General features: G+C 56.4%; 22 protein-coding genes. 8 read left to right on the top strand and 14 right to left on the bottom strand.

Annotated features, from left to right (window positions below):
* Positions 1-27: 27 nt before the first annotated feature.
* The 3 genes from ACP7BE_RS15330 to ACP7BE_RS15320 all read right to left on the bottom strand — a co-directional run bounded on the left by ACP7BE_RS15330 (position 28) and on the right by ACP7BE_RS15320 (position 3,191).
* Positions 28-681 (bottom strand): DUF1826 domain-containing protein, encoded by a 654-nt coding sequence (locus ACP7BE_RS15330; RefSeq protein WP_095017938.1) that lies wholly within the window; start codon positions 679-681, stop codon positions 28-30.
* A complete protein-coding gene (gene zigA / locus ACP7BE_RS15325; RefSeq protein WP_153326315.1) occupies positions 678-1,886 on the bottom strand; it encodes a zinc metallochaperone GTPase ZigA in 1,209 nt (402 codons plus the stop codon). Before zigA ends, ACP7BE_RS15330 begins: the two co-directional genes overlap by 4 nt.
* A gap of 93 nt (positions 1,887-1,979) precedes the next feature.
* Positions 1,980-3,191, bottom strand: coding sequence for an N-acetylmuramoyl-L-alanine amidase (locus tag ACP7BE_RS15320; protein WP_426106394.1), 1,212 nt, complete (start codon positions 3,189-3,191; stop codon positions 1,980-1,982).
* A gap of 127 nt (positions 3,192-3,318) precedes the next feature.
* On the opposite strand from ACP7BE_RS15320, the gene folE2 reads away from it, so the two are divergent.
* The 5 genes from folE2 to ACP7BE_RS15295 are packed head-to-tail and all read left to right on the top strand — an operon-like array spanning position 3,319 to position 7,196.
* A complete protein-coding gene (gene folE2 / locus ACP7BE_RS15315; protein WP_426106392.1) occupies positions 3,319-4,212 on the top strand; it encodes a GTP cyclohydrolase FolE2 in 894 nt (297 codons plus the stop codon).
* Positions 4,212-4,871, top strand: coding sequence for a metal ABC transporter ATP-binding protein (locus tag ACP7BE_RS15310; protein ID WP_095024798.1), 660 nt, complete (start codon positions 4,212-4,214; stop codon positions 4,869-4,871). The genes folE2 and ACP7BE_RS15310 overlap by 1 nt, the downstream gene beginning before the upstream one ends.
* Complete coding sequence (locus ACP7BE_RS15305) at positions 4,871-5,737, top strand: metal ABC transporter permease (protein ID WP_094999559.1); 867 nt, start codon at positions 4,871-4,873, stop codon at positions 5,735-5,737. The genes ACP7BE_RS15310 and ACP7BE_RS15305 overlap by 1 nt, the downstream gene beginning before the upstream one ends.
* A gap of 11 nt (positions 5,738-5,748) precedes the next feature.
* Positions 5,749-6,639 (top strand): metal ABC transporter substrate-binding protein, encoded by an 891-nt coding sequence (locus ACP7BE_RS15300; RefSeq protein WP_426106389.1) that lies wholly within the window; start codon positions 5,749-5,751, stop codon positions 6,637-6,639.
* On the top strand, positions 6,636-7,196 hold the full coding sequence (locus ACP7BE_RS15295) for a DapH/DapD/GlmU-related protein (RefSeq protein ID WP_095020592.1): 561 nt from the start codon (positions 6,636-6,638) through the stop codon (positions 7,194-7,196). The genes ACP7BE_RS15300 and ACP7BE_RS15295 overlap by 4 nt, the downstream gene beginning before the upstream one ends.
* Here ACP7BE_RS15295 and ACP7BE_RS15290 read toward each other — a convergent pair whose 3' ends face one another.
* On the bottom strand, positions 7,197-7,715 hold the full coding sequence (locus tag ACP7BE_RS15290; protein ID WP_016782904.1) for a DUF3617 domain-containing protein: 519 nt from the start codon (positions 7,713-7,715) through the stop codon (positions 7,197-7,199).
* A 134-nt stretch (positions 7,716-7,849) separates the two neighbouring features.
* Here ACP7BE_RS15290 and cls point away from each other — a divergent pair, with 134 nt between their 5' ends.
* Both cls and ACP7BE_RS15280 read left to right on the top strand, forming a co-directional pair.
* Positions 7,850-9,289, top strand: coding sequence for a cardiolipin synthase (gene cls / locus ACP7BE_RS15285; RefSeq protein ID WP_094999562.1), 1,440 nt, complete (start codon positions 7,850-7,852; stop codon positions 9,287-9,289).
* Between the two features lie 110 nt (positions 9,290-9,399).
* Entirely contained in the window at positions 9,400-9,885 is a 486-nt protein-coding gene (locus ACP7BE_RS15280; RefSeq protein WP_095017933.1) for a hypothetical protein, read from the top strand.
* On the opposite strand, the gene cfaB is transcribed toward ACP7BE_RS15280, so the two are convergent.
* From cfaB to ACP7BE_RS15245, 7 genes are all read right to left on the bottom strand, one after another.
* Complete coding sequence (cfaB, locus tag ACP7BE_RS15275) at positions 9,876-11,060, bottom strand: C17 cyclopropane fatty acid synthase CfaB (protein WP_088378578.1); 1,185 nt, start codon at positions 11,058-11,060, stop codon at positions 9,876-9,878. The genes ACP7BE_RS15280 and cfaB overlap by 10 nt on opposite strands.
* A gap of 119 nt (positions 11,061-11,179) precedes the next feature.
* Positions 11,180-13,090, bottom strand: a complete 1,911-nt coding sequence (locus ACP7BE_RS15270) for a cation-translocating P-type ATPase (RefSeq protein ID WP_426106385.1) — start codon at positions 13,088-13,090, stop codon at positions 11,180-11,182.
* Complete coding sequence (hflK, locus tag ACP7BE_RS15265; protein ID WP_094999565.1) at positions 13,087-14,145, bottom strand: protease modulator HflK; 1,059 nt, start codon at positions 14,143-14,145, stop codon at positions 13,087-13,089. The genes ACP7BE_RS15270 and hflK (ACP7BE_RS15265) overlap by 4 nt, the downstream gene beginning before the upstream one ends.
* Positions 14,142-15,155 carry a protease modulator HflC gene (gene hflC, locus ACP7BE_RS15260; protein WP_094999566.1) on the bottom strand — a complete coding sequence of 338 codons (1,014 nt, stop codon included), beginning with the start codon at positions 15,153-15,155 and terminating at the stop codon, positions 14,142-14,144. The genes hflK (ACP7BE_RS15265) and hflC overlap by 4 nt, the downstream gene beginning before the upstream one ends.
* 11 nt (positions 15,156-15,166) lie before the next feature.
* Positions 15,167-17,101 (bottom strand): protease modulator HflK, encoded by a 1,935-nt coding sequence (hflK, locus tag ACP7BE_RS15255; RefSeq protein WP_094999567.1) that lies wholly within the window; start codon positions 17,099-17,101, stop codon positions 15,167-15,169.
* A gap of 149 nt (positions 17,102-17,250) precedes the next feature.
* Positions 17,251-18,585: a serine hydrolase domain-containing protein gene (locus ACP7BE_RS15250; protein ID WP_095031567.1), complete on the bottom strand. Its 1,335-nt coding sequence runs from the start codon at positions 18,583-18,585 to the stop codon at positions 17,251-17,253.
* A gap of 104 nt (positions 18,586-18,689) precedes the next feature.
* The gene (locus ACP7BE_RS15245; RefSeq protein WP_095023142.1) at positions 18,690-19,604 is read right to left on the bottom strand and encodes a LysR family transcriptional regulator; all 915 of its coding nucleotides are present in this window, start codon (positions 19,602-19,604) and stop codon (positions 18,690-18,692) included.
* A 187-nt stretch (positions 19,605-19,791) separates the two neighbouring features.
* On the opposite strand from ACP7BE_RS15245, the gene ACP7BE_RS15240 reads away from it, so the two are divergent.
* Positions 19,792-20,754 (top strand): bifunctional GNAT family N-acetyltransferase/nucleoside diphosphate kinase regulator, encoded by a 963-nt coding sequence (locus ACP7BE_RS15240; protein WP_094999570.1) that lies wholly within the window; start codon positions 19,792-19,794, stop codon positions 20,752-20,754.
* Between the two features lie 135 nt (positions 20,755-20,889).
* On the opposite strand, the gene glmS is transcribed toward ACP7BE_RS15240, so the two are convergent.
* The 3 genes from glmS to glmU form a co-directional block, all read right to left on the bottom strand.
* Positions 20,890-22,725: a glutamine--fructose-6-phosphate transaminase (isomerizing) gene (gene glmS / locus ACP7BE_RS15235; protein WP_094999571.1), complete on the bottom strand. Its 1,836-nt coding sequence runs from the start codon at positions 22,723-22,725 to the stop codon at positions 20,890-20,892.
* A gap of 9 nt (positions 22,726-22,734) precedes the next feature.
* Positions 22,735-23,502 carry a DeoR/GlpR family DNA-binding transcription regulator gene (locus tag ACP7BE_RS15230; protein WP_088378585.1) on the bottom strand — a complete coding sequence of 256 codons (768 nt, stop codon included), beginning with the start codon at positions 23,500-23,502 and terminating at the stop codon, positions 22,735-22,737.
* A 269-nt stretch (positions 23,503-23,771) separates the two neighbouring features.
* Positions 23,772-25,139: a bifunctional UDP-N-acetylglucosamine diphosphorylase/glucosamine-1-phosphate N-acetyltransferase GlmU gene (gene glmU / locus ACP7BE_RS15225; RefSeq protein ID WP_094999572.1), complete on the bottom strand. Its 1,368-nt coding sequence runs from the start codon at positions 25,137-25,139 to the stop codon at positions 23,772-23,774.
* Positions 25,140-25,200 lie beyond the last annotated feature (61 nt).

Raw genomic sequence — 25,200 nt, 5'->3', positions numbered from 1 at the left:
TGTACGGATTGAAGCAAGCAATATGCCTCAGGCCAGCCAATCGAGGGTCAAAATCAGCCTGCGCTCGCCCGGTGCCAGTGCCGGCGAACGATGGATCAACCCCGCTCCCTCGTTACCCTGCCACTTCTCCCCCTTGAGCAAGGCAACTTCACCGGCGTTTATTTGCTGAATCAACTCTGCACGGGCGGGTTCGGCCTGCACCTGCCCTAACTGACGACGCTCCATTACGCCTTCCTGCAGCCACTGGCTACCAATCCCTGCATAAGTGGTAATAAGACGTACAGGTACATGGTCCACATGAAACCGGGGGCACATGGCTTTATCCAGGGCTCTGAGACGCAGCCCAATGCGTTTTGCGCCCAACAGGCACGCGTAGGCACTCACCAGCCAGGAAACGTCTGCAATAAAGCCTGCATAGCCTTCCAGATCATTAAACCTGGCAGCCAGGCCTGTCAGGTTGGGCTGAGCCTTTTCGTTGGGCATATCTATCACGATGGCGTCAGCCAATGGCTCGTCCAGCGAAAGCAATAAAGCCCCGAAATCGACGATATGCACAGGTAACTGACGCTGCCAGATGGCCAGGTTGACGTCTTCATCCAGAATTCGGGTCATGATTTCAGGCGTCTGCCCACGAACCTGATCGATCAACGGCTGAGCGGTAAAGGCAAATGCATTCTTCATGCAGCCACCTCTTCATACCAGTCGCCAAAAGGATCGCTCAGCAATTTCCAGCTCGCTTCGCCCAAGGCCATTTCAGCATCGTTGAGCAAGCAGGCATCGAGTTCAGCCGTCAGCCGGGCGAAGTCGATGTGCTGACCGATAAACACCAATTCCTGGCGGCAATCTCCCGTATCCGGCAGCCATTTTTGCAATATTTCTGCCTTGGCTTGCGGCTCCTGCGGCCATTGGTCGCGGGGCACAAAGCGCCACCAGCGACCGGCAAACCCATAGCGCATCAGACCGCCAGCCTGAGACCAACTGCCCGCCTCCTGAAATTTACTGGCCAGCCAGAAAAAACCTTTGGAGCGCAGCAGTTTGCCATTGGTCCAGGGCCGCTCGATAAAATTGAAAAAACGTTCGGGATGAAAAGGCCGGCGCGCACGATAGGCACTGGAGGCGATGCCGTACTCTTCGGTTTCGGGCACATGCTCACCGCGTAACTCTTGCAACCAGCCCGGTGCCTGCGCCGCACGGTCAAAGTCAAACCGGCCGGTATCGAGAATTTTATGCAGCGCAATTTCACCCATGACCATAGGCATTATTTCGGCCTGAGCGTTGAGGCGTTGCAGAATGGCCATTAATTCTTGCCGTTCGTCGGAACTTATTAAATCAATTTTGCTGATTAAAATGACGTCCGCGAACTCAACTTGTTCGATCAATAAATCAGTAATTGACCGTTCGTCTGATTCTCCAAGGGTTTCACCCCGTGAATCCAGGCTCTCTGCGGCTTGATAATCCTGAAGAAAATTCAGCCCGTCGACCACTGTAACCATCGTATCCAGGCGGGCAATATCGGCCAGGCTTTGTCCTGATTCATCACGAAACGTAAAAGTTTCTGCCACAGGCAGCGGTTCTGAAATACCGGTCGACTCGATCAATAAATAATCAAATCGACCCTCCCTGGCCAGTGCGCTGACCTCTTCAAGCAAGTCTTCACGCAGGGTGCAACAGATGCAGCCGTTGCTCATTTCGACCAGTTTTTCTTCAGCCCGGTTCAAGGTCACATCGCGCTGTACTTCACCGCCATCAATATTTATTTCGCTCATATCGTTAACGATCACGGCCACGCGCAAGTTGTCGCGGTTGCGCAAAATATAATTGAGCAGTGTGCTTTTACCTGCACCTAAAAAGCCTGAGAGAACAGTTACAGGAAGACGATTCGACATCTGGATATTTCCTCATCAGGGCTGCAGGTCAAAACGCCCGCTTAGCAGTCAATCCGATAGCGGACCTACAAATGATACATTATAACAATGCATTTAAGACAACACTGAAGTGACGAACGTACTGTTTTTCTGTTCGTTAACCCACGCCATATGGCTGCTGGCGGGCGGATTTTTCTGAAAATAAGCGATTAATCCGTTAAATAAACCCTCGGCTACCGCCTGTTGATGACGCGCGGTGATCAAGCGCTCGCTGTCGCGGGGGTTGGACATAAAGCCCGTCTCTACCAGAATCGACGGAATATCCGGCGACTTGAGCACGGCAAAACCGGCCTGTTCCACGCGTTTTTGATGCAGTGAGGTGATGCCCGAAAGGCTGCCCAGAATGGTGTTGCCCAACTGCAAACTGGCCGCGATGGTGGCATTCATGGACATATCGAGGATCACGCCTGCGAGCATCGGGTCTTTGTCTTTAAGGTTCAAAAGGCGGGTGGCACCGAGCAAATCCACACCATTTTCACGCTGTGCCATATACCGCGCTGTGGCCGATGTGGCACCACCCTCCGAGAGCGCGTACACCGATGCTCCAGACGCCGTAAGGCGCGGCGCTGCGTCTGCATGCACCGAAATAAAAAGGTCTGCATTGTGCTTGTGAGCGACTTCTACCCGCTTGCGCAGGGGGACAAAGAAATCATCATTGCGCACCAGCCGTGCATCAAAGCCTTTTTCACGCTTGAGGCGCTTGGCCAGCAGCTGGGCGATGGACAAAACAACATCCTTTTCACGATGGCCTTTGGCGCTCGTCGCACCCGGATCCTTACCCCCGTGCCCGGGGTCAATCACCACAATAATGTCGCGTTTGGGGTGTGCGTTGCTTGGCGTTGCCGCTGCCACACCCAGTTTGGCGACCGCACTTTTGGCCAGGTCTAGCACCAGCCTGTGACCTTGCCCGCCCTGGGGTGGCAGCAGAAAACTGCTGAGCTGAACCGGCTCATCCAGGTCCAGCACGATGCGCGTATCACCCTGGCCGTAATGCCCGGAGCGAATCGAACGCAGGCCCGTATTGGCCAGTACCAACTCACTGAAATCCCCCTTCAGGCTGGCACCACTCACATCAATAATCAGCCGATCGGGAGCCGTTAATGAGAAGGTTTTGTACTGCACTGGCCCACTCAGATCCAGAACCAGACGCAGGGTATTCCCGGTGCGCCATAGCCTGGCGTGCTGAATTTGGGCAGCTGAAATTCCCAGCGGCAATGTGAATACGGAACTGGCAAGCAGCCAGTTGAGCAGTTGACGTCTGTGCATGGCCTGTACCGCAGATAAGGGAGCATCCGTACTCAAGATTGCTGTGTGTATGCCCCAGCAAAAAAGCATCGTCGACTTTATAGTTATAATATAACATGTCAAAACACTCTGCGACGGATCTCACTTTATGAATGCGCTGACTTTGCCAGATATCGCCGCGCAGTCATCCCAGCAAGCAATAGCGCTTGAATGGGTCGGTATGTGCGGCATTGCTTCCCCGGTATTAATCAACGGCCAACGCCTCAGCGCGAAAATAGATGCCGGCGTCAATCTCGTAGACGCAACTGCACGGGGCATACACATGTCTCGCCTGTATCTGGCGTTGGATCAGCTGGAAACGGAAAACCTTACGCCGGCCCTGCTCAGGCAACTATTGCGGTGCTTTCTCGACAGCCACGAAGGTTTATCGAACAAAGCCTATGTGCGAATTCACAGCGATGTACTGCTCAAACGCCCGGCCTTAGTCAGCCCATTGGCAGGCTGGAAAAGCTATCCAACAAGCATTGAAGCGAGTTTGAAAAACGGAATGTTCCACGTGGAACTAAAAATTCTCGTGAGCTACTCCTCCACATGCCCCTGCTCAGCGGCGCTCGCACGGCAATTAATACAGCGACAATTCATCGATGATTTCGCCAACACATCACTGCAACACGCAGATGTTCTTGCTTGGCTCGGTAGTTCAAAAGGTATCGTAGCCACACCACACAGCCAGCGAAGCACTGCACATCTAACGATTCGTTTGGGACATCAGTTCCCACAACTGCCTCTGGAAACAATCATCAATAACGCCGAAGGCGCATTAGGGACTGCCGTTCAAACAGCGGTAAAACGCGCCGACGAACAAGCCTTCGCACTGGCCAACGGTCAAAACTTGATGTTCTGCGAAGACGCTGCCCGAAGGCTCAACACGGTGTTGCAGAAAACTTCTGGCGTGGAGGCGTTCAAACTTAAAGTTGTTCACGCAGAAAGTTTGCACAGCCATGACGCCGTGGCCGAAAGCTTTTGGAATTGGGAGGCGTGATGATCGGTTGTCAGCATCTGACTTGGGGCGTTCCGGGTCAGCCCCTCACTCCAGCGCTAAATATGAACCTGGTCAAAGGCAGCCTCACAGCCGTAATAGGCGCCAATGGTTGCGGCAAAAGCAGTTTGCTCAAAGTGATTGCGGGGCTGCAAAAGCCGCTCTCGGGAAAAGTTGTGCTGGATGTTCCACGCCAAGGCAACGTGGCCTTTATGCCACAACAACAATTTATGGATCGGCAATTCCCCATCAGTTTGCAAGAGTTGGTGGCTGCGGGATTTTGGGGCAAGAAGCAAACGGCCCAACAACGAAGCGACCGGTTGAACGCTGTCTTGGCAGACTGGCATTTAGACGGCCTGGAACACCGACCGCTTATGGCCCTGTCGGGCGGCGAATTGCAACGCTCGCTTCTGGCCCGCTTATGCCTTGCCGATGCCTCGGTGTTGCTACTGGATGAACCCCATGCAGCTCTCGATGAACTGGGGCAAGAACTGCTCTGGCAACATATCCAGAGATGGCAAACCGAAGGCCGAACGTTGCTGGTTGTGTGCCATGACCTTAACGCCGTTCGCAAACATATCCCCCAAACATTATTGATTAAAAGCAGCGGCAACTTACTGGCGCCGACCGAGCAACTGATCAACCCGCCGCAGGTCGCCTGATGGTTATCGTCAGCCAGTTATGGCAACCGTTCCAGGAATTTGTCTTTATGCGCCGTGCCTTATTTGGCGGTCTGGTACTGGCATGTAGCACGGCACCCCTGGGCGTTTTTTTGATCTTGCGGCGCATGAGTTTGATTGGTGATGCAGTCGCACACGGCATTCTCCCTGGAGCTGCGCTGGGGTTTTGGTTTGCCGGGCTGAGCCTGCCTGCTTTGACATTGGGGGGGTTGGGGGCGGGTTTGAGCATGGCCGGAGTGTCAGCCTGGATCACTCGGCGCACCGGCTTGCGTGAAGATGCCAGCCTCGCGGCGATTTACCCGATCTCATTGGCCAGCGGCATATTGATCCTTGGCATCGCCGGTAAACGTCTTGATCTACTCCATCTGTTGTTTGGTTCAGCCTTGGCCGTCGACAGCCAGACGCTCACAGGCATGCTCTGGGTAACCGGCTTCAGCATGCTGCTGATGGCAGCCATCTACCGCCCATTGTTGCTCGACACCCTGGATCCTCTATTCCTTCGCAGTGTCAGTCGGCTGGGGCCATTGGCTCACGGGCTATTCCTGACATTGGTGGTGTTGAATCTGGTGATCGGCTTTCAGGCTATCGGCGCACTGATGGTGGTTGGCCTGATGATGTTGCCGGCTATTGCCTCGCGCTTCTGGAGCCGTCGACTGCCTGTGCTGATCCTGATCTCGGCTGCGATTGGCTGCGTTTCGGTTTGGCTGGGCCTTTTGCTGTCGTTTTATTACTCACTGCCCAGCGGCCCGGCCATCGTGCTGATAGCGGGTTGCAGCTATGCGTTGTCTGTCATTTTTGGTCCGGTACACGGTTTGCTGCGCCGACCGCCTTTGCTGTCATCCCGATGAGGTGCAACACGATGCGTGCTCTAACCATGATATTCAGTATGTGCGTGGCGATGGGCTTGTCCCTTGGCGTCGCGGCTCAGACACCGAAAATACCTGTCGTTGCCAGCTTCAGCATTCTCGGCGACATGACCCGGGCAATCGGCGGCGAACATGTGCACGTCAGCGCGCTGGTCGGCCCTGATGAGGATGCACATACCTATGAGCCCACCCCGGACGATGCCAAGGCACTGCTCAATGCCAAGATCATTATCAAAAATGGCCTGGGGTTCGAGCCCTGGCTTGATCGCCTGGTGAGCAGTACCGAAACCCCGGGGGCTATCGTGACTGCCAGCAAAGGAGTGGCTGCTCACACGATGGAGGAAGACGGCGAAACCATCCCCGACCCTCACGCCTGGCACAACCTGACAAACGCAAAACTGTATGTGAACAACATCACCCAAGCGCTGATCAAGGCCGACCCGGCCGATGAGGCGTACTACAACCGCAACCTTGCGGCTTATCTGAAAAAGCTGGATCGACTGCAAGCCGAGGCCATAACAGAGCTCGGCAACCTGCCCGCCGGCAATCGCCGTATCGTGACCTCCCATGATGCCTTCGGCTATCTGGGCCAGGCCTATGGCATCGACTTTATGGCACCACAGGGCTTGTCCACTGAGCGCGAACCTTCGGCCGCTGAAGTCGCTTCGCTGATTCGTCAGATACGGGCCGACAAGGTGAGGGCCGTATTTATGGAGAACATTAAAGACTCGCGTCTGTTGCAGCAGATTGCCTATGAAAGTGGCGCACAGATTGGTGGCACGCTGTACTCCGATGCCCTAGCCAGTGAAGGTCCGGCCAGCACTTTTCTTGGCCTTTTCGAATACAACCTCACCACCCTGCACAACGCATTGAGCACACCATGATCCGAAAAAATCCATCAGGCGACTTGCCACAAATCGCCGAGTCCGCCTATGTCGACAGAACGGCCATCATTTGCGGCAAAGTAGTGATCGGCGAAAACGTATTTGTCGGACCGTACGCCGTGATCCGCGCCGATGAAGTCGACAAGGACGGCGGCATGCAACCGATCAGCATCGGCGCTAATTCAAATATTCAGGACGGCGTGGTCATTCACTCAAAGTCCGGCGCGGCGGTCATCATTGGTGAAAACACTTCGATAGCACATCGTTCCATCGTTCACGGGCCATGCCGTGTTGGCGATAGGGTATTTATCGGTTTCAACAGTGTGCTGTTCAATTGCGAGTTGGGTGATGGCTGTGTGGTGCGGCATAACTCGGTCGTGGATGGCCGCGACCTGCCGGATAACTTCTATGTGCCGTCCACGACCCGAATCGGTCCAAACACGGACCTGAGCCAATTTGCGCCAGTGAGTGTTAGCGCATCGGAGTTTTCAGAAGATGTAGCGCGCACCAATGTGGATTTGGTGCGCGGCTATAAAGCGCTGCAAAACGAGTTCTGATCAAGTACGCGGTTTGACGGTTCCACAGTTTTGTCCCAACCAGACAGCACGGGTATCCATGCTGCCCTTCTGCTGTATCCCGGTCGCATTGAAGGTGCCATTTACTTGGGTGGTGAACTCTCGATCACTGGCAAACGTTGCCACACCTGCGCCCTGGGCTTTTGGACAACTAAAGCGAAACTTCCACTGATTTCCACTACGCTCAGTGATCTGCTGGTTACACCCAGACTTGGGGTCAGTCAGCGGAATGTTGTCTGACTTCACTTGCTCGGGCGTCAGGCACACCCGCACACCTTTGCCCGCCATGGTCAGCCCCTGGCTTTCCAGTTGGGCTTTTTGTTCCGGGGTCAGCATATTCTGTAATTGGCCTAACATTACCTGCAGTTCAGGCAGCTGTTGGCCATCTACCTGCATATTGCTGGAGCTGAGTTCCCAAAGCCCCGGTTGCAGCATCTGGGCCTGAGCCACAGGAATCGACAAACCACAGGCCATGAACAGCCCAAGCAGACGAACATTCATCAAGCAACTCCTACGCGATTGTCAGCGTTAGACGTCAAAAAAGGGCAAGTGTTGCGCCCGCAAACAAATAGGACATTCATAACAGATCATGGTCTGTTAGTACTGGCATTAGACATTTTGGAGTAAGGATACGCATGGATTATCTAGGCCCGCACGTACTTGGTTATCTGATTTTATTAATCCACAGCTTAGGCCTGATTGCCGCCGTGCATGCAGTGCTGACGGTCAGGACTGCGCAGGGCTCGATTGCCTGGGCTATGTCGCTGTTCTTTATTCCTTACTTCACCCTGATCCCGTATCTGATCTTTGGCCGTAGTACTTTTGACGATTACATTCGAGCCCGACGCGATGCCAACCAGGAAATGCGTGAAGCCATCACCCATTTGAGCTGGCGCCCGTGGGTCGAAGAAGCACTGGCCGCACGCAGCTCAAAAGCCTACGCCTCGCTGCGCGCAATGCCCAGACTGGGTCGCATGCCATGCCTGGCCAACAACAGCGTGCGCCTGTTGATCAATGGCACGGCGACATTTGACGCCATTTTCGATGCCATTCGCTCAGCCAGAGAAGTGGTGCTGGTGCAGTTTTTTATCATCCACGACGATGACCTGGGCATGAAACTGCATGCACTGCTGCTCGAAAAAGCCGCGCAAGGGGTCGCGGTGCATCTGCTGTATGACAGTATCGGCAGCCATGCCTTGCCAAAAGTTTATGCCGAGACCCTGCGCGCAGGTGGCGTACAAACTTATGCGTTTGCCACCCGTGGCGGCTGGATCAGTCGTTTCCAGGTCAACTTCCGTAACCATCGCAAAGTGGTGGTCGTGGATGGCGTGCGCGGTTTTGTCGGCGGCCATAACGTTGGCGATGAGTATCTGGGTGCCAAGCCCCCGCTGTCGCCGTGGCGCGATACCCATGTGGAAGTCACCGGCCCTGTTGTGGCCTGCCTGCAGGAGTCGTTTGCCGAGGACTGGTTCTGGGCCGCACGCAAACTGCCGCCCCTGATCCTGCCACAAAGCTACCCGGACGGTGGCGTGCTCTGCCAGTTCCTGGCCAGCGGCCCGGCAGATCCATACGAAACCTGTTCGCTGTTTTTCGTTGAAGCTATCCATGCCGCCAATCAACGGGTGTGGATTACCAGCCCTTACTTTGTACCTGACGAAGCGGTGTTTTCCGCGCTCAGGCTCGCCGTGCTGCGCGGCGTGGATGTACGCATCCTGATACCTTCACGCCCGGACCACAAAATCGTGTACGCCGCATCCAGCCTGTATGCCTTCGAGGCAGTACGCGCAGGCGTACGGATCTTCCGTTACCAGCCCGGTTTTGTGCATCAAAAAGTAGTTCTGGTCGATGACGAGATCAGCGCCATTGGCAGCGCCAATATGGACAACCGCTCGTTCCGTCTCAACTTTGAAGTCATGCTGCTGACCGTCGACCAAGACTTCGCCAGGCAAGTCGAGCATATGCTGCTTGATGACTTCGCACTGGCCCGTGAAATCACTGATGCCGATATCAAAGCCACACACCGTTTGCAGCAACTGGGCATGCGAATAGCCAGACTGGTTTCACCGGTTTTATAGCTGTGTAGGACGGATCTGAATTACTCAGGGCAGGCAAAAACGTCAAGCAGGATTCCATAAACTGAATGGCCCGGAATAACCCGGGCCGTTCAGTTTAAGGAATAAAAATAATGAGATTCTCGTTAATGGGTGTGCTCTTCACTATCAGCACGCTTGCTTCAGCTCAGGCCAAAGACACCCCTCACACCCCGCCGCTTATCAACGTAGAAGTGGGCCAGCCAACGTTTATCCACCGGCTGCACTACAAGAAGATGTATAGCGAAAAGCCCTTTGAAGAAGCGGTGTTGTACTACTACGACAATGGCCTCTACAAAATCATCTCCCCGGGAGAGAACCATTACGGCGTGTATGTAGTGGAGGGAGATTTTACTGACGACCAATACCGCATCAGTTACATCTCCCTCCCCTCACCGGACTGGGGCGGCAATGTTGCCCGCCACGACCTTGTTTTCAACAAAAGCTCACTGACGTTTGAGCAAAAAGCCCTGGCCAAGGTTGATCAAAATATCGGGCTCCAGAATGGGCGCTTCGTCCTGGACAGAAACCTGATACAAGACCCGCAACCCATCACCTGGGAAACCCACGCTCAGCGGTAAATATCCGCCCTGGTCGGTGGTAACTCCAACGAGCCATCGGCATGGGGCTTGGTCGCCAGAATCTGGTCGATGTTGATCCAGCCATGGGCAAAGGCGTAGGCACAACCGGCCAGATACAAACGCCAGATCCGCAGGGCCTGCTCCGGTACCTGCTTGGCGGCAGCATCCAGTTTTTGCTCAAGGCGCTGGCTCCAATGCTCCAGCGTACGCGCGTAGTGCAGGCGCAAACTTTCAACATCGACCACTTCCAACCCGGCCTCGCTGATTTCGGCAGTCATCATCGACAGATGCGGCAACTCGCCATTGGGGAACACATAACGATCGATAAAATCCCCTGCACCCCGACCAACCTGGCGGCCATCGGTGTGCTTGGAAGTGATCCCGTGGTTCATCACCAACCCGCCTTCGCGCACCGCTCTGGAGAGAATTTCGCAGTATTCGCGCAGGTTGGCGTGCCCGACGTGTTCAAACATCCCGACGCTGACGATTTTGTCGAACCGGCCATCCTGCGGCAGATCGCGATAATCGAGCAGTTGCAGATCAACCTTGTCTTGCAGACCTTCAGCGTTGACGCGCTCACGGGCAAGTTTGAGTTGTTCCTTGCTGAGGGTAATCCCGAATACCTTGACCCCATATTCGCGTGCGGCAAACCGCGCCAGCCCGCCCCAACCGCAGCCTACATCCAGCAAGTATTCGCCGGGCTTGAGCCGCAGCTTGCGGCATAACAGACGAAACTTGGCTTGCTGGGCTTCGTCCAGACTCTCTTCCCCGGTTTCAAAATAACCACAGGAATACGCCATGTCGCGATCAAGCCACAGCTGGTAGAAGTCATTGGACAGGTCGTAGTGATAAGAGATGGACTCGGCGTCAGTCGCCTTGTCGTGATAAACCCGGGGTGGCGGGGCGTAGTCATCATCATCTACCAGCGCCTGGCTCAACTCATCGCATACCCGAATCGCTTCGCTGATAGAGCCTTCCAGTTCAAGCCGACCCTCAACGAAGGCACTGCCCAGCAAGTCGAGGCTGGGGTGGGTAAATTGAGCCACCAGGGTCGGGTCCTTGACCACGATCGTGACGCTGGGCGTCGGGCCGAAATTGAACTCGTGCCCGTCCCACAGCCTCAGGCGTAATGGAAGTTGAAGTTTCTGTAAGGCCGGTGGAAGTTGCGCGAGCATCTGTAATCCTCCTTCATTTCAGATATCAAAACTATAGGTTAGACGAATAACGAAAACTGTCAGCTTCGCGGACAGGAGGTCGACGCTAGAGCGGGCGCGACCGTTTATCCGAATCACTTTCAAGCCAACTTCAACGGCTGCAGGGGTTCATGAAACCGCAGCAAACGCCCGGCATTGCCCAGCACCAGCAATGTGCTGAGGTTATGCAACACCGCGGCGATCATCGCGCCGGCGGCCCCCAGCCAGCCAAACGCCGCCGCCGCGACAATCGCCAGGGTCCAGCCCAGGCCGATGATCACATTGACCTGCAAAGTATGCCGGCACTCACGGCTCAGGCGCACGCAGGTGCCCAGCCGACGCAAATCGCTGCCGATCAACGCGATATCCGATGACGCCAGCGCGATATCCGCGCCACCGGCGCCCATGGCAACCCCCACCACACCGGCCTTGAGCGCCAGCGAATCGTTGATACCATCGCCCACCACCATAGGCCGAAAGCCGTTGCCGATTTCACTCAGCACACGTTCGAGCTTGTCTTCGGGCAGTGCCTGCGCCTGAACTTCGTTGATGCCCACAGTGTGCGCCAAATGCTCGGCCACGCTCTGGCGGTCGCCGGTCAGCAGCACCTGGCGCCCAAGCCCCAGTTCACGTAATTCACTTAACGCCTGTCGGGCTTCGGGTTTTACGCTATCTGCCAGCAACAGCCAGCCCAGGAAATTGCCATTGAGGGAAAGCCCGGCAATGGGGCCATCGTGGTCAGGCACGGCACTGGTGGTGATGTTCAATTGACTGAACAATTCAGGACGGCCCAACGCTGCTTCACCCTGCCCGGTGCTGGCCACAATGCCCAACCCTTGTCGCTCGCGCACATCATTGAGGGGGAGCATCTGCTCGTGGCTCACCAACCCGGCCAGCGCCCGGCTCACCGGGTGGCTGCTGGCGGCGCCCAAACTGGCGGCCAGTTGCAGCAGCGGTTGCTCGTGCAGCACATCGGTTTCGATCGCTTGCAGGCGCAAAGTGCCGTAGGTCAGGGTACCGGTTTTATCCACAACCAATGAGCTGAGGTCTGCCAGCTCTTCCAGAAACGCCGAACTACGGATCAGAATTCCGTGACGCGCCGCCACGGCAATCCCGGCAATCGCCGTCGCCGGTGCCGACAACACCAGCGCACAAGGGCACGCAGCCACGAGCACTGCCAGCATGGCCTGGGCATCGTTGGTGATAAACCAGGTCACTGCTGCAATCATCAACACCAACACCATATAACTGCCAGCATAGCGTTCAAGCAAACGGGTGATCGGCGGCTTGGCGCGCTCGGCGCTTTGCATCAGGGCGATGACTTTACCTAATGTCGATTCTTCACCGGTGCGGGTAACCTGTACCCGCAGTAAACCATCGAGGTTGATGGCCCCACCAAAGACCGGCATGCCGCTACCGACTTCCAGCGGCACTGACTCACCGGTAATAGAGGCCGTATCCAGGCTGGCCTGCCCTGCCAGTACCAGACCATCGGCGGGCACCCGATCTCCAGCGCGCACCTCTACTTGATCGCCGCTTTTAAGGGTGGCGTTGTCGACTTCCAGCAAACTGCCGTCAGCCTGAAATAAACGCGCCTGGCTGCGGGTCAGTTTGCCCAGGGCATGGATCGCTTCCTGGGAGCCAATCACACTGCGCTCTTCCAGCACATGGCCAAAAATCATGATGATCGGCAGCAAAGCCGCCGTCAGCAAATCGCCGGTGGCCCAGGCGCCGAGCATGGCCAAGGCAATTAACTGGTCGGTGATCCCGTGCAGGCTCGGGTAGCGCAGGCTGTACCAGGCCGAACGCATGACCGGCACGGCCACCAATATTGAAGCAAAACCCAGCAGCAACTGACTGACGCCGATTTGCGCGGGCATCAGCCAGCGCCATACCAGCCCTAAACCCAACAAGCCCAGCGCCAGCATGGCCAGTGTCAGTTGGCGTGCTGCGCGACGTTGTTCGGGACCCGTCAACAGACTCACGGCGGGTTGAGTGGCAGACGCATTCATTGTTCGGCTCCCTGAATAATCAGGCGGGAATCATCGTTGGGATCGACGCTGGTGACAGAACCGGCCTGCCCCAGAATCCTGGGCATGCGTTCGCGGTACAGGCGCAACATCAAGCCAGAGTCATTGCCGGCCTGCTGTACCTTGGCCAGGTTGATGATGGTAGACGTATCTGCCTGAGCCTTGGCCAGACGCTCGCTGGCCTGGGCCTGGGCCTGCTCGACACTGCGATCAGCCTGCTGGGTGGCCGATTGGGTGACTTTGGCCGCTTCATTGCGCGCTGCAGCCACCGCTTGCTCCGCATGCTGGCTGGCCGTCAGTACCGCATTGAAGGCATTCACCGCAGGGCCCGGCAAACTCGATTGCACATCCACCCGTACCACTTGCAAACCAATACCCTGCCCGGTGGCACTCAGGGATGCGAGTTGTTGGTTGATGCCTTGCACCAGATCACCGCGCAGGCGCTCACGGCGTTCAGCTGCCTGGCTGTCGCTGCCGATCAGTTCCGGGCGCGCCACCAGAATCGTGTCCAGATCGCGGGCGGCGGTCAGCGCAACGGCGCTACGTGTCACCAACCGGTCCAGCGCAGGCAGTACATGCTCACCTTGCAGCACAAACGCATAGGGCTCGGTGACGTTGTAAAACACCCGTACATCCAGTTGCACCACGCCAGCATCACCGGTCAGCAAATACCCGGAACCGGCCAGCGCATCGCTGACCGGCGTGGCGAACGAAGCTTTTCGATCGGCCTGCAACGCCACATCCGAGCGCAGCAGATTTTCAATCCGGCGTTCACTCACGCGGTCTGCTGCGGGGACGATCACCACTTGCTCGAAAGGCTTTGGCCACGCCCACAACAAGCCGGCATTCTGGATACGGTCCAACGCGCCCATGCGCAATACCACGGCACGATTTTGCGGATCGATCTGACGCACATTGGAAAACCCCCAGGCAACCGCCGCGAATACAGTCACCGCGTACAGGCCCAAAAATGCCAGTCGCCCCGCCTGTTGCCATGGGCTGCTGACACCTTTGATTTCATCAGGTGCCTGGCTCATGGCTGCGATCCAGCCTTGGCATCCAGCTTCGGCGGGCCATCGACCAGTACCCGGAAGGGTGCGGCATCGGTGCGCAAAATAATTTTTGTGCCGGGATTAACCATTGTTCCCAGCGTATCGAGCGCGCGCAGTTCGTTGTACAGCGCGGGCGAACTGGCATAGGCACGACCATAAATCTGCGCGGCTTCTACCCGCGACTGCGCTTCGATATCCGCGGCCTTGATGCTCGCATCGGCCTGCAGGATGCGCGCATCGCGTTCGGCAGCGGAGCGGATTTGCGCCGCTTCGCGCTTGCCTGCGGCGGTGCGCTCCGTGGCGATGGTTTCGCGCTCGGCACGCATGCGGTCAACCGTCGCCGTGAGCGTGACCGATGGCAAAGTCAGGCGCTCCACGCCCACTTGCAGCACACGCACACCATAGGTGTTGAGCAATTGCTGTTCGATCTGCTGACGCAATTGCGCTTCAAAGTCGGCAATTTTGACCTGGCTGGCATCGGTGTTCACCAGGCTTGAAAGATCGAAACTGGCAGCCGTCGTTTCCAGTGCCGACCCCACAAATGTACGGATCTGCCGCGCTGCTTCGTCAGGCTGATTTTGTACGGCGCGCATAAAACGCTGCACATTCTCGGCATCGGGCTGCACCTGCCAGGCCACATAGGCCTGCACAATAATCCGCAGACCATCGCGAGTGCCCACGTCCTGCAGGCCGCTGGAGGTGGTGCGCAAACGCAGATCCACCGGCACGCTGACTTCAAATGGCGCCGGCCAGCGCCAGCCCAGACCGGGCTCCAGCAGCACCCGGGCCGGGTTGCCAAAGCGGGTAATTACCGTGGCTTCGCCGGAACGTACTTGCACCAGGCTCGCCGCGGCGATGGCGAACAGCACCAGCAATGCCGCCCAGCCCATGCGTCGCCACGGGAAGGGGCTTGGCTCAAGGGTATCGTCATGATGGTGATGACCGTGGTGGGAACAGCCATGATGATGGCTGCTGTGATCGTGGGATTGAGACAAGAGAAGACTCCTTACTGAGCAGCTTTACGCGGCGCGACAGGATCGGCCGGCAGCGTGAAAGAACGCAGGTCGAGGGTCGGCGCACTGCTGCCCCCAAGGCGATGGTCGAGGATCAGCAATCGGGCATTGTTCAGCCCCTGGCTTAACTGGCTCAGGTACTGTTCCAAAAGGAACGCATGACCGGCACTGGCGTAGGCTTTTTGCTCGGCGCCAAAGCGCAGATCAGCTGTCAGTGCGGTGGCATTTATTTCACGCGCCAGCGCATGGGCTTGATCCAGGGCAACGCTGGCCTGCAATTGCGCCACATTGGCTTGTTCACTGGCCGCGCCCCGTTCGCGGGCAATCAGGGCCTGCGCGCTGATCTGTGCTGCCTGCACACCGTGATAGGCATTGGCGGCCCCGGCAGGTGGGTGGATGGCTTCAACCACGGTGGCAAGAATTTCCACCCCGCTGTCCAGGCCATCCAGATCAGCCTGCACGGCGTGGCCTATATCATCGGCCAGCGCACTGCGCTGCTCACCGAGCACACCATCAAGCGTCCGAGAGGCAAAGTCGTGTACCAGAATGCGGCTGGCGGTAGTGCGAATAAGCGTCGGTACATCAGCACTGTGATAAGTGGCGGCAATGGCGGCGTGGTCGCTCAGGCCAATGCGATAGACAAAACGCACGTCCATATTGACGATCTGAAAGCCCTGTTTGTCGCCACTGTCGCTGGCAATCACCTGGGACTTGTCATTCACATGGGTGGCATCCCACAGGCGATTGGCGGTAAGCGGTGGTAAACCATCGGCAGGCGTGAGTAGCGGATCGACAGTCGATTCTGTGCTAGTGGCCAACTCATGTACCACACCGTTTTCCACCGCCAGGACTCGCCCAAAAGGCCATGGCAGGCCCACGTGCAAACCCGGGCCCAACACTTCAACCGGCTCACCAAAGCGCTCATAAATCCCTCGACCTTGCAGCGGGATTTCACTCACACCGCTCAGCACCCAGCCAACAGCAGCAACCACCGCCAGCACCGGGAAAAACGCTTTGCGCATAAAGGTAAAAGCCCAGATTTGGCGCAGGTCGATGCCGAACCGGTTATGCAATTCGCTCTGCAGCGTCAGCAATGGCTGAGGCGGCCAACGCAACATGCCAGCGACAAAGCTTTGCCCGATCATGCGCGGTTCTAGTTTGTCGCGGCGCGGGATGAACAGTGCAGCCAGCGCCCTCAGAATCAGCTCAATAGCCACGGCAGCAGGTAGCAACCCGGTCAGCACCGCGAGGCGGGCAGGCCACACCGCATCGTCGCTGCTGAAAATCAGGCACACGGCGCTCAGGAGCAAAGTGAGGATGGGCACGCGAACCAACGGTGCCAGCAAACGCGCCTCCGGCCATTGGCCAGGGTGTTGCTGCGCCAGGAAACGTTCGAACACTAACAGTGCAAACGCGCACAGCACCGCAATGCCAGCCGCGACACTGCCCCAGGTTCCCAGAGCCAAACCGGGTAAAGCCAGGTTCCAGGTGTGCTGGACGCTCCACCAGGCGACACCGCTCACGCCTGCCAGCCACAAAACGGGCGCGCCGATGGTGGCCAGCACCTGTTTTGCCCCGGCATCAATCCGCTGGTTAAAACGTTCAATGCCACGCAACTGTTCGTCGGGAGCGACCTCAGCCACCTGTGGTGCGGGGTTGAGTGCGTCATTGCGCCAATCCGCCACCCAGTAAGCCGATTGAACGCCTGCGGCCAGCACCAGCATGGCTGCTGCGTTATTGCCCAGCAGCACCGGCCACAGCGATTCCGATGAAAACAGACCTATAAAAAATGCCAGCACCCACGCCAGCAACGCCAGGACTGCCAGCACTACCCCCAGTAGATAGAGCTGACGAGCCTGTGCGCTGGCGCTTTGGAAACGAGGCAAAGACTCGAGCCGGCCCTCCTCTGCCTCTAAATCGACACGCATGGAAACACTCACTTATGAAATATCTAGTTACGATATCGCAGAAATGATGAAACTTTTGTCGAGCTTACGGATTCTTCATCTTGGTTTAAAAACGACGAAACACCGTTGTGGGAGCCGGTCAAGCACGACTCCCAGCGTTTTTGGCGCTATCAGTCCGGGTGAGTCATCAACTGTTTGGCCAGGGCTTCAAATGCAGGAATAGTCACCGGATCGTTAGCCGAGTTGCTGGCAACCGGGTTGGAGGCATAACGCACAATAACCATTTCGGCTTTCGGGTCAATGTAGGTGCGCTGACCGTAAACACCGCGCGCCATAAAGGCACCATCCGCGTTGTGCGTCACCCACCACATGTCGCGATAGCTGGCGCCCTTGAGCAAGTCATAACCGGCTTTGGCAAAGGCCGCTTTATCGCCGCCACCACGAATGTCATCGACAACCGCCTTGGGTACGATTTGCTTGCCGAGATACTGACCATTGTTACGGATCATTTCTCCAAAGCGGGCCATGTCCCGTAGCCCTGTATTCAAACCACCCCCCGCAAACGGGGTACCGATTGAATCCACGGTGAAATAGGCCGATTGTTCAGCGCCAATGCGCTGCCAGATTTTTTCCGAGAGCAATTGCGCGACGTTGCGCCCTGTCACTCGTGCAATGACCCAGCCCAGCACATCGGTGTTCACGGTTTTATAAGCGAAGGCCTCGCCGTGCTCCCCCTCCGGCTCGACCGTCTGCAAATATTCCATATAACTTTGCGGGCCGGTGTAGTCCTTGGGTTTGGGGAGCGGATTGCCCGCCTGGGCATGCTTCCAGACTTCCGCATTGGGGTCGGCATAATCTTCGCTGTATTTAAGCCCCGTGGTCATGTCCAGCACCTGGCGCAGGGTGGCGTTGCCAAAGGCCGACTTGGCCAGCTCGGGTACATACTCAGCAATTTTTTTATTGGCATCCAACGTGCCATCAGCCACCAGCATCGCGCCCATAGTACCCACCACGGACTTGGTCATCGACATGGCGCCGTGCTGGCCCTCGGGGGTCAGCACACCAAAGTAACGCTCATAAACAATTTTGCCGCGGTGCAGCACCACAATGCCGTCGGTGTAGTTCGCCGCCAGCGACTGCTCCCAGGTCATCGGCTCCTTGCTGCCCAGTGGCACGAAGGTCAAGGCGTCGATATCCGTGCGCAAGGCTTTGGCCAGCGGCACGGGCGCACCCAGGCCACGGGAGACATTGGTGGTAGGCATCAATTGACGGAAGTTGGAAACACTCCAGCGCATGGCGGGAAACTGGAAATAACTGCCGTCGGCAAAGCGCACGATGCGATCCGGCGGGGGCGGAGCACCGACCATCCAGCCCAGCTTCGCCGGGTCGCTGGCAGCGGCGTCCGGGTAACTGGTTTTATCGCTGGCACAGGCGATGGAAGCCGCCAGGCAAGTCACTAGAAAAACCGCACCGGTGCGGGCGGGTTTGATAAATTGCTTGATCATCGAAAATTCCTTTTCAGTTCATGGCCGTGTCCTACCCTGCGGGATAAGCAGTGGGAATGTATAGCGCACACCAGCACCCGCAGGCGATTTTGCGCACCTGAAATTTATTTTTTTATTTTTTCGATCAACCCTTCCAGCTCATGAAAGTCGCTGTGGATGGTTCGTTCACGGCTCCAGATCATGTCCAGAGTGAAAGTCGGAAAACCGGGCGGCGGTTGGAGAACTTTAATGTTTGGCGGCACATTCAACGTCGCCACTATTTTTTTCGGGATCACGATCAGTGCCGGCACCGCCAATAAAACATTGACCCCGGCGTGATAGGAGTTGGCCCGGGTAAAAATATTTCTACGCCGCGACTGTTTTTCCAGCCAGCCATCCACCATGTTTTTTTCCGACAGCCACGGCGTTGGAAATATGTGCGGCGTGTCACAAAACTCATCAATATCCAAAAAAGATTTAGCCTGATGTTTTGCCACGCTGGACAGGCACACAAAAGAATCTTCAGTAAGGCTGCGATAGCCCAGCAACGGATGCCGTTGGTGATAGCCCGGGCCGAAGCCAAAGCAAACGTCGGTGTCAGAAGCCAATAACTCATTGATGGGCAAATCCTGGCCCAGGCGGCTCACACTCAACGCCCAGTTGCGCCCGGTTGAACGCACCTGCTGCAACAATGCAGGCAACATGAGAATTTCAAAATATTCCGGGGCAGTGATATTCCACTGACGCAGCGCGGTGCCCTGCCCTGCTCCTTCCTTGGCGCACTGATTGATGCACTGCAGGATGTTTTGCAGATAGGGCTTGATCGCCAGCACCCGTGCCGTGGGTTGCATGGCGCCGTCGGTGTTCTCGAAGAGTTTGTCGTCGAAACAGTGGCGGAGTTTTTTCAGGCTGTAACTGATGCTTGATTGGCTGAGATTCAACATTTCTGCCACACGCTTGGCGCTGCGATTTTCGATCAACAGCAAGACGATCGAAATATCCTGCATATCCAATTGTTTCAGCGCATTGGTGTAAAGCATGCCAGCTCCTTGCTGAAGTTATCCACAACCCAGAAACCACAAGACATCCACGTACATTTGCTGGCGCTGCTTGCGGCGAGGCTCTGGGTCGGATCAAAGGGTAAAACGAAGATATCCCCGAACTCTCCCGACCATTCGGCATTACTTGCGTTATGTCTTAAAATAGCCGGTTGCCGAAAGAACCGTCATGGCCGTAGCCATGAAGGGCTTTCATCCCTTGAAAATAAGTGTGGTGAAGATGAACAAGCCTTTCATTTCGCTGTGCCCGGAAGTTACTCGGGCGCATGCGTTGACGTTGATGGATTGGTTGGAAGATGAGCGCGTCACCTGTTATCTGAGCGATTCACGTCATGTCTCCCGCTCCATCGAGCAAGCCATTGATAGAACCCAATTGCCAATCCTGACCCATCTGTTCAACCAGGGTGGCCGATTCTTCATGGCTTATGACCGGCATGACGCCCCGGTAGGCTTTGTCCGTCTGATCAAGACCGGCTCAAATTGCGAGATAGTCCTGGTCATTGGAGACAGCGACAAATGGGGCCGAAACCTTGGCGCCCGCACGATCCGCGAAGGCATGAAACTGGCCTTCCTCGACATGCGGGCCAAGAAGCTCATCGCCAAGATCCACCCGGACAACACGCGCTCGGTAAAAGCCTTTCTGCGCAGCGGCTTTGTGCTTGAAAGCGAAACGCCCACATTGAAGTCATTTTCCATGGCAGCGGGGCGCTATCTCCAGCTCTTGCGCGAAGGTACCGTTGGCGACTCCACCAGGATCTACATCACTGAAATCGACAAGGCCAGGCTCGAGAGTCTCATCGCTCTGGAGCAAGGTCCGACGGTTGTTGAGCTCGAACATGAGCTTGAACGAGCCATTGTCGTCAAGCCGCAGCAGGTAGCGGGCAATGTCGTCACGATGAACTCCAGGGCTTTAGTGCAACTGGACGACGAAGAGATCGAAGTGGCCTTGGTCTACCCGGAAGACGCGGACAGTAACGCCGGGAAGCACTCTGTGTATTCCGACATTGGTGCTGCCATCCTGGGCTATCAGGAGGGGGACGCCATAGACTGGCGAATTTCTGATCGAACCCGCCGGATTGAGATCAGGAAAGTGCTTTACCAGCCAGAGGCTGCGGGCCATTTCCACCTGTAATTGAGTCTTTCCCTCAGTGTTGGTCAAGCAACCTGGAAGAAGGGGATCTGTCGAAGAAGGGAGCCCGTAAGTGGCTCCCTTCATTCGCGACAGTTTTAACTCTCTAAAACCACTGAGTAGTGCCGCAGCTGTGATTTATTCCACAGTCACGGATTTAGCCAGGTTACGCGGCTGGTCCACGTCAGTGCCTTTGAGCACGGCCACGTAGTACGACAGCAATTGCAGCGGGATGGTGTAGAGGATCGGCGCCAGCACATCGTGGATATGCGGCATGTTGATCACATGAGTGCCTTCGCCGTTGCTCATACCGGCTTGTTCATCAGCAAACACAATCAGCTCGCCACCGCGGGCACGAACTTCTTGCAGGTTGGATTTAAGTTTCTCCAACAGCTCATTGTTCGGTGCCACCGTCACAACCGGCATATCGTTATCCACAAGTGCCAGAGGGCCGTGCTTCAACTCGCCCGCCGGGTAAGCTTCAGCGTGAATGTACGAAATTTCTTTGAGCTTGAGTGCGCCTTCCATTGCCACCGGGAACTGAGCGCCACGGCCCAGGAACAGGGTGTGATGTTTATCGGCAAACAATTCAGCCACTTTTTCAACCACCGAATCCATCGCCAGGGCTTCGCCCAGACGCGCTGGCAAACGACGCAGTTCTTCTACCAGCTGTGCTTCAACGCCCTCTTCCAGGGTGCCGCGCACCTGGCCCAGAGATAGGGTCAGCAGCAACAGGCCTACCAGCTGGGTGGTGAATGCCTTGGTAGAAGCCACACCGATTTCGCGACCTGCTTGGGTTAGCAGCGTCAGATCAGACTCACGCACCAGTGAGCTGATACCTACGTTGCAAATCGCCAGGCTACCGAGGAAGCCCAATTCTTTTGCATTGCGCAGTGCTGCCAGGGTGTCAGCGGTTTCGCCCGATTGCGAGATCGAAACAAACAGGGTGTCCGGTTGCACCACAACTTTGCGGTAGCGGAACTCGCTGGCCACTTCAACCTGGCACGGAATGCCTGCCAGGCTTTCGAGCCAGTAACGGGCAACCATGCCGGCGTGGTAGCTGGTACCACAGGCGACGATCTGAACATTGCGAACCTTGGCGAACAATTCCTTCGCTTGTGGACCGAAAGCTTGAACCAGTACATGGTCAGCACCCAGGCGATTTTCCAGGGTGCGTTGAACTACTGCTGGTTGCTCGTGGATTTCCTTGAGCATGTAGTGGCGATACTCGCCCTTGTCGGCCGCTTCGGCGCCATCGCTGTATTGCACGGCTTCGCGTTGAACGCTCTGACCGTTTACGTCCCAGATCTGCACGCTGTCACGACGGATTTCAGCGATATCGCCTTCTTCCAGGTACATGAAACGGTCAGTGACCTGACGCAGTGCCAATTGGTCGGAGGCCAGAAAGTTTTCACCCAGGCCCAGGCCAATCACCAGCGGGCTGCCGCTGCGGGCTGCAACCAGACGATCCGGTTGCTTGGCGCTGATCACAGCCAGGCCGTAGGCACCGTGCAACTCTTTAACGGTGGCCTTGAGGGCCTCGGTCAGGTCGCTGTGATCTTTGAGTTTGTGGTTTAGCAGGTGGGCAATGACTTCGGTGTCAGTGTCCGAGGTAAACACATAGCCCAAGCCTTTGAGCTGCTCACGCAGGGCTTCATGGTTTTCGATGATGCCGTTGTGCACAACAGCCAGATCGGAACCGGAGAAATGCGGGTGAGCGTTACGCTCGCACGGCGCACCGTGGGTGGCCCAACGGGTATGGGCAATGCCCAGACGACCGGCCAATGGCTCACCGGCCAGAGCTTGTTCCAGCTCGGCCACTTTGCCGTTGCGGCGCATGCGTTCCAGGGTCCCGTTGTTGGTGAAAACAGCCACACCTGCGCTGTCGTAACCACGGTATTCAAGACGTTTCAGGCCTTCCAGCAGAATGGCCGTGATATTACGTTCAGCGACTGCGCCAACGATTCCACACATAAAGTTCTCCTAGCTTAGGGCCGCGCATAACAATGTTATGCCCCGGGCCTGAATCTGTTCGCGTGCCTCAAGGGGCAGGCGATCATCGGTAATAAGGGTATGGACGCTGCTCCAGGGCAGTTCCAGGTTGGGTATTTTTCGACCAATCTTGTCCGACTCGACCATCACGATCACTTCACGCGCGACGTCAGCCATGACCCGGCTCAGACCCAACAACTCGTTAAAAGTTGTCGTGCCGCGCTGCAGGTCTATGCCGTCAGCACCGATGAACAGTTGATCGAAGTCGTATGAGCGCAACACCTGTTCGGCAACCTGTCCCTGAAAGGACTCGGAGTGCGGATCCCAGGTGCCCCCGGTCATCAGCAATACAGGCTCATGTTCCAGTTCACTGAGTGCATTGGCGACGTGCAGGGAGTTGGTCATCACTACCAGGCCAGGTTGCAGGCCCAGTTGTGGAATCATCGAGGCCGTGGTGCTGCCGCTGTCGATGATGATGCGCGCATGCTCTTTAATCAGACCAACCGCTGCACGGGCAATGGCTTGCTTATAAAGAGAAACTGGCTGAGGGACATCACTGACCAGTTCTTGCGGCATGGTGATCGCGCCGCCATAACGACGCAATAAAAGCCCGTTACTTTCGAGTGCAGCCAGATCCTTGCGAATCGTAACCTCAGAGGTTTCGAAGCGCTTGGCCAGTTCATCCACACTGACTTCGCCCTGCTCGGCAAGCATGGCCAGGATGTTGTGTCTGCGTTGTGGCGTATTACGTTTGGACATAACGGCTTAAGTTTCGTTTCGAAAGATAACGAAAGCAATGAAACCGTATCTCGAAACCTTCGTCAAGAAAATGTTGCGGGCTATTTTCTGTGAATAACTCGATATGGGCCTGTGTTCATTGGCCAAAACGCTTATTTAAGCCCGCAAAAAACAAAGCCTTATCCACAGGGCGTGAATAAGGCTTCAGGTAACTTATTGATTTAAAACAGTTATAGGATGACTTGTTAATAACCTTAAATCATCATCGCCTATCTGTGGATAACTTTAAATCAAGGCTTTGGCTGTTTAACCGGACGCTTCCAGCCATCAATGTTGCGCTGGCGCGCACGACCAACGGCCAGTTGCTCCGCGGCAACATCCTGATTGATGGTCGAGCCTGCAGCAGTGGTAGCACCGTTGGAGATATCCACAGGTGCAACCAACGAGTTGTTCGAACCAATAAATACATCAGCGCCCAACACGGTCTTCCACTTGTTGGCGCCATCGTAGTTGCAGGTGATGGTGCCAGCACCGATATTGGTGCGCGGTCCGACCTCGGCATCGCCCAGATAAGTCAGGTGACCGCATTTGGCGTCTTCACCCAAGTGGGCGTTTTTCAATTCGACAAAGTTACCCACATGGGCACGGGCATCCAGCACACTGCCCGGGCGCAGACGAGCGAACGGACCGGCATCACTGTTCTCGCCCATCACGGCACCGTCGAGATGGCTATTGGCCTTGACCACAACACCTTTGCGCAAGGTGCTGTCCTTGATTACGCAATTCGGACCGATGACCACGTCGTCCTCAATAACCACGCGACCTTCAAGAATCACGTTGATATCGATCAGCACATCACGACCCACGGTGACTTCACCGCGCACATCGAAACGCGCCGGGTCACGCAAGGTCACACCCAAGGCCATCAGGCGACGGGCTTCGCGCAACTGGTAATGACGTTCCAGCTCACTGAGTTGTTTACGATCGTTGGCGCCCTGCACTTCCATCGGGTCAAGGGCATGCTCGGTGGCCACGACCAAACCATCGCTAACCGCCATGGCGATAACGTCGGTCAGATAGTATTCGCCCTGTGCGTTGTTGTTCGACAGACGGCTCATCCAGTCAGCCAGGCGACGGGTCGGCAAGGCGAGGATCCCGGTGTTGCCTTCGGTAATTGTACGTTCGGCTTCGGTTGCGTCCTTGTGCTCAACAATCGCACACACCTTGCCATCCGCATCACGCACGATACGACCATAACCAGTCGGGTCGGCCAGGTTGACAGTCAGCAGGCCCAGTTGCTCGGGGCCAACTTGCTTGAGCAGACGTTGCAGGGTCTCGACCTCGATCAGCGGTACATCGCCGTACAGGATCAACACGTTTTCTGCGGTCAGAAATGGTAGCGCCTGAGCCACGGCATGGCCGGTACCCAGTTGCTTGTCTTGCAGCACAAAGTTCAGGTCATCAGCAGCCAGGCGTTCACGCACCAGTTCGGCTCCGTGGCCAATGACGACGTGGATGCGGGTCGGTTCAAGCTGACGAGCGCTGTGGATAACATGGCCAAGCATAGAGTTGCCTGCCACGGGGTGCAGAACCTTGGGCAGGGCAGAACGCATGCGGGTGCCCTGACCTGCGGCGAGAATAACGATATCGAGAGACATGACTGGCTACCAATCCTGGGTGGTCAGCGGTTGCGACCAAAAAGTATTTCGCGGAAAAAGA

Source organism: Pseudomonas sp. TWR1-1-3, from assembly GCF_049896805.1.
Lineage (GTDB): Bacteria > Pseudomonadota > Gammaproteobacteria > Pseudomonadales > Pseudomonadaceae > Aquipseudomonas > Aquipseudomonas bubulae.
Note: the sequence above shows the minus strand (reverse complement) of the source record. Positions and strands in the feature narration are given on the sequence as shown.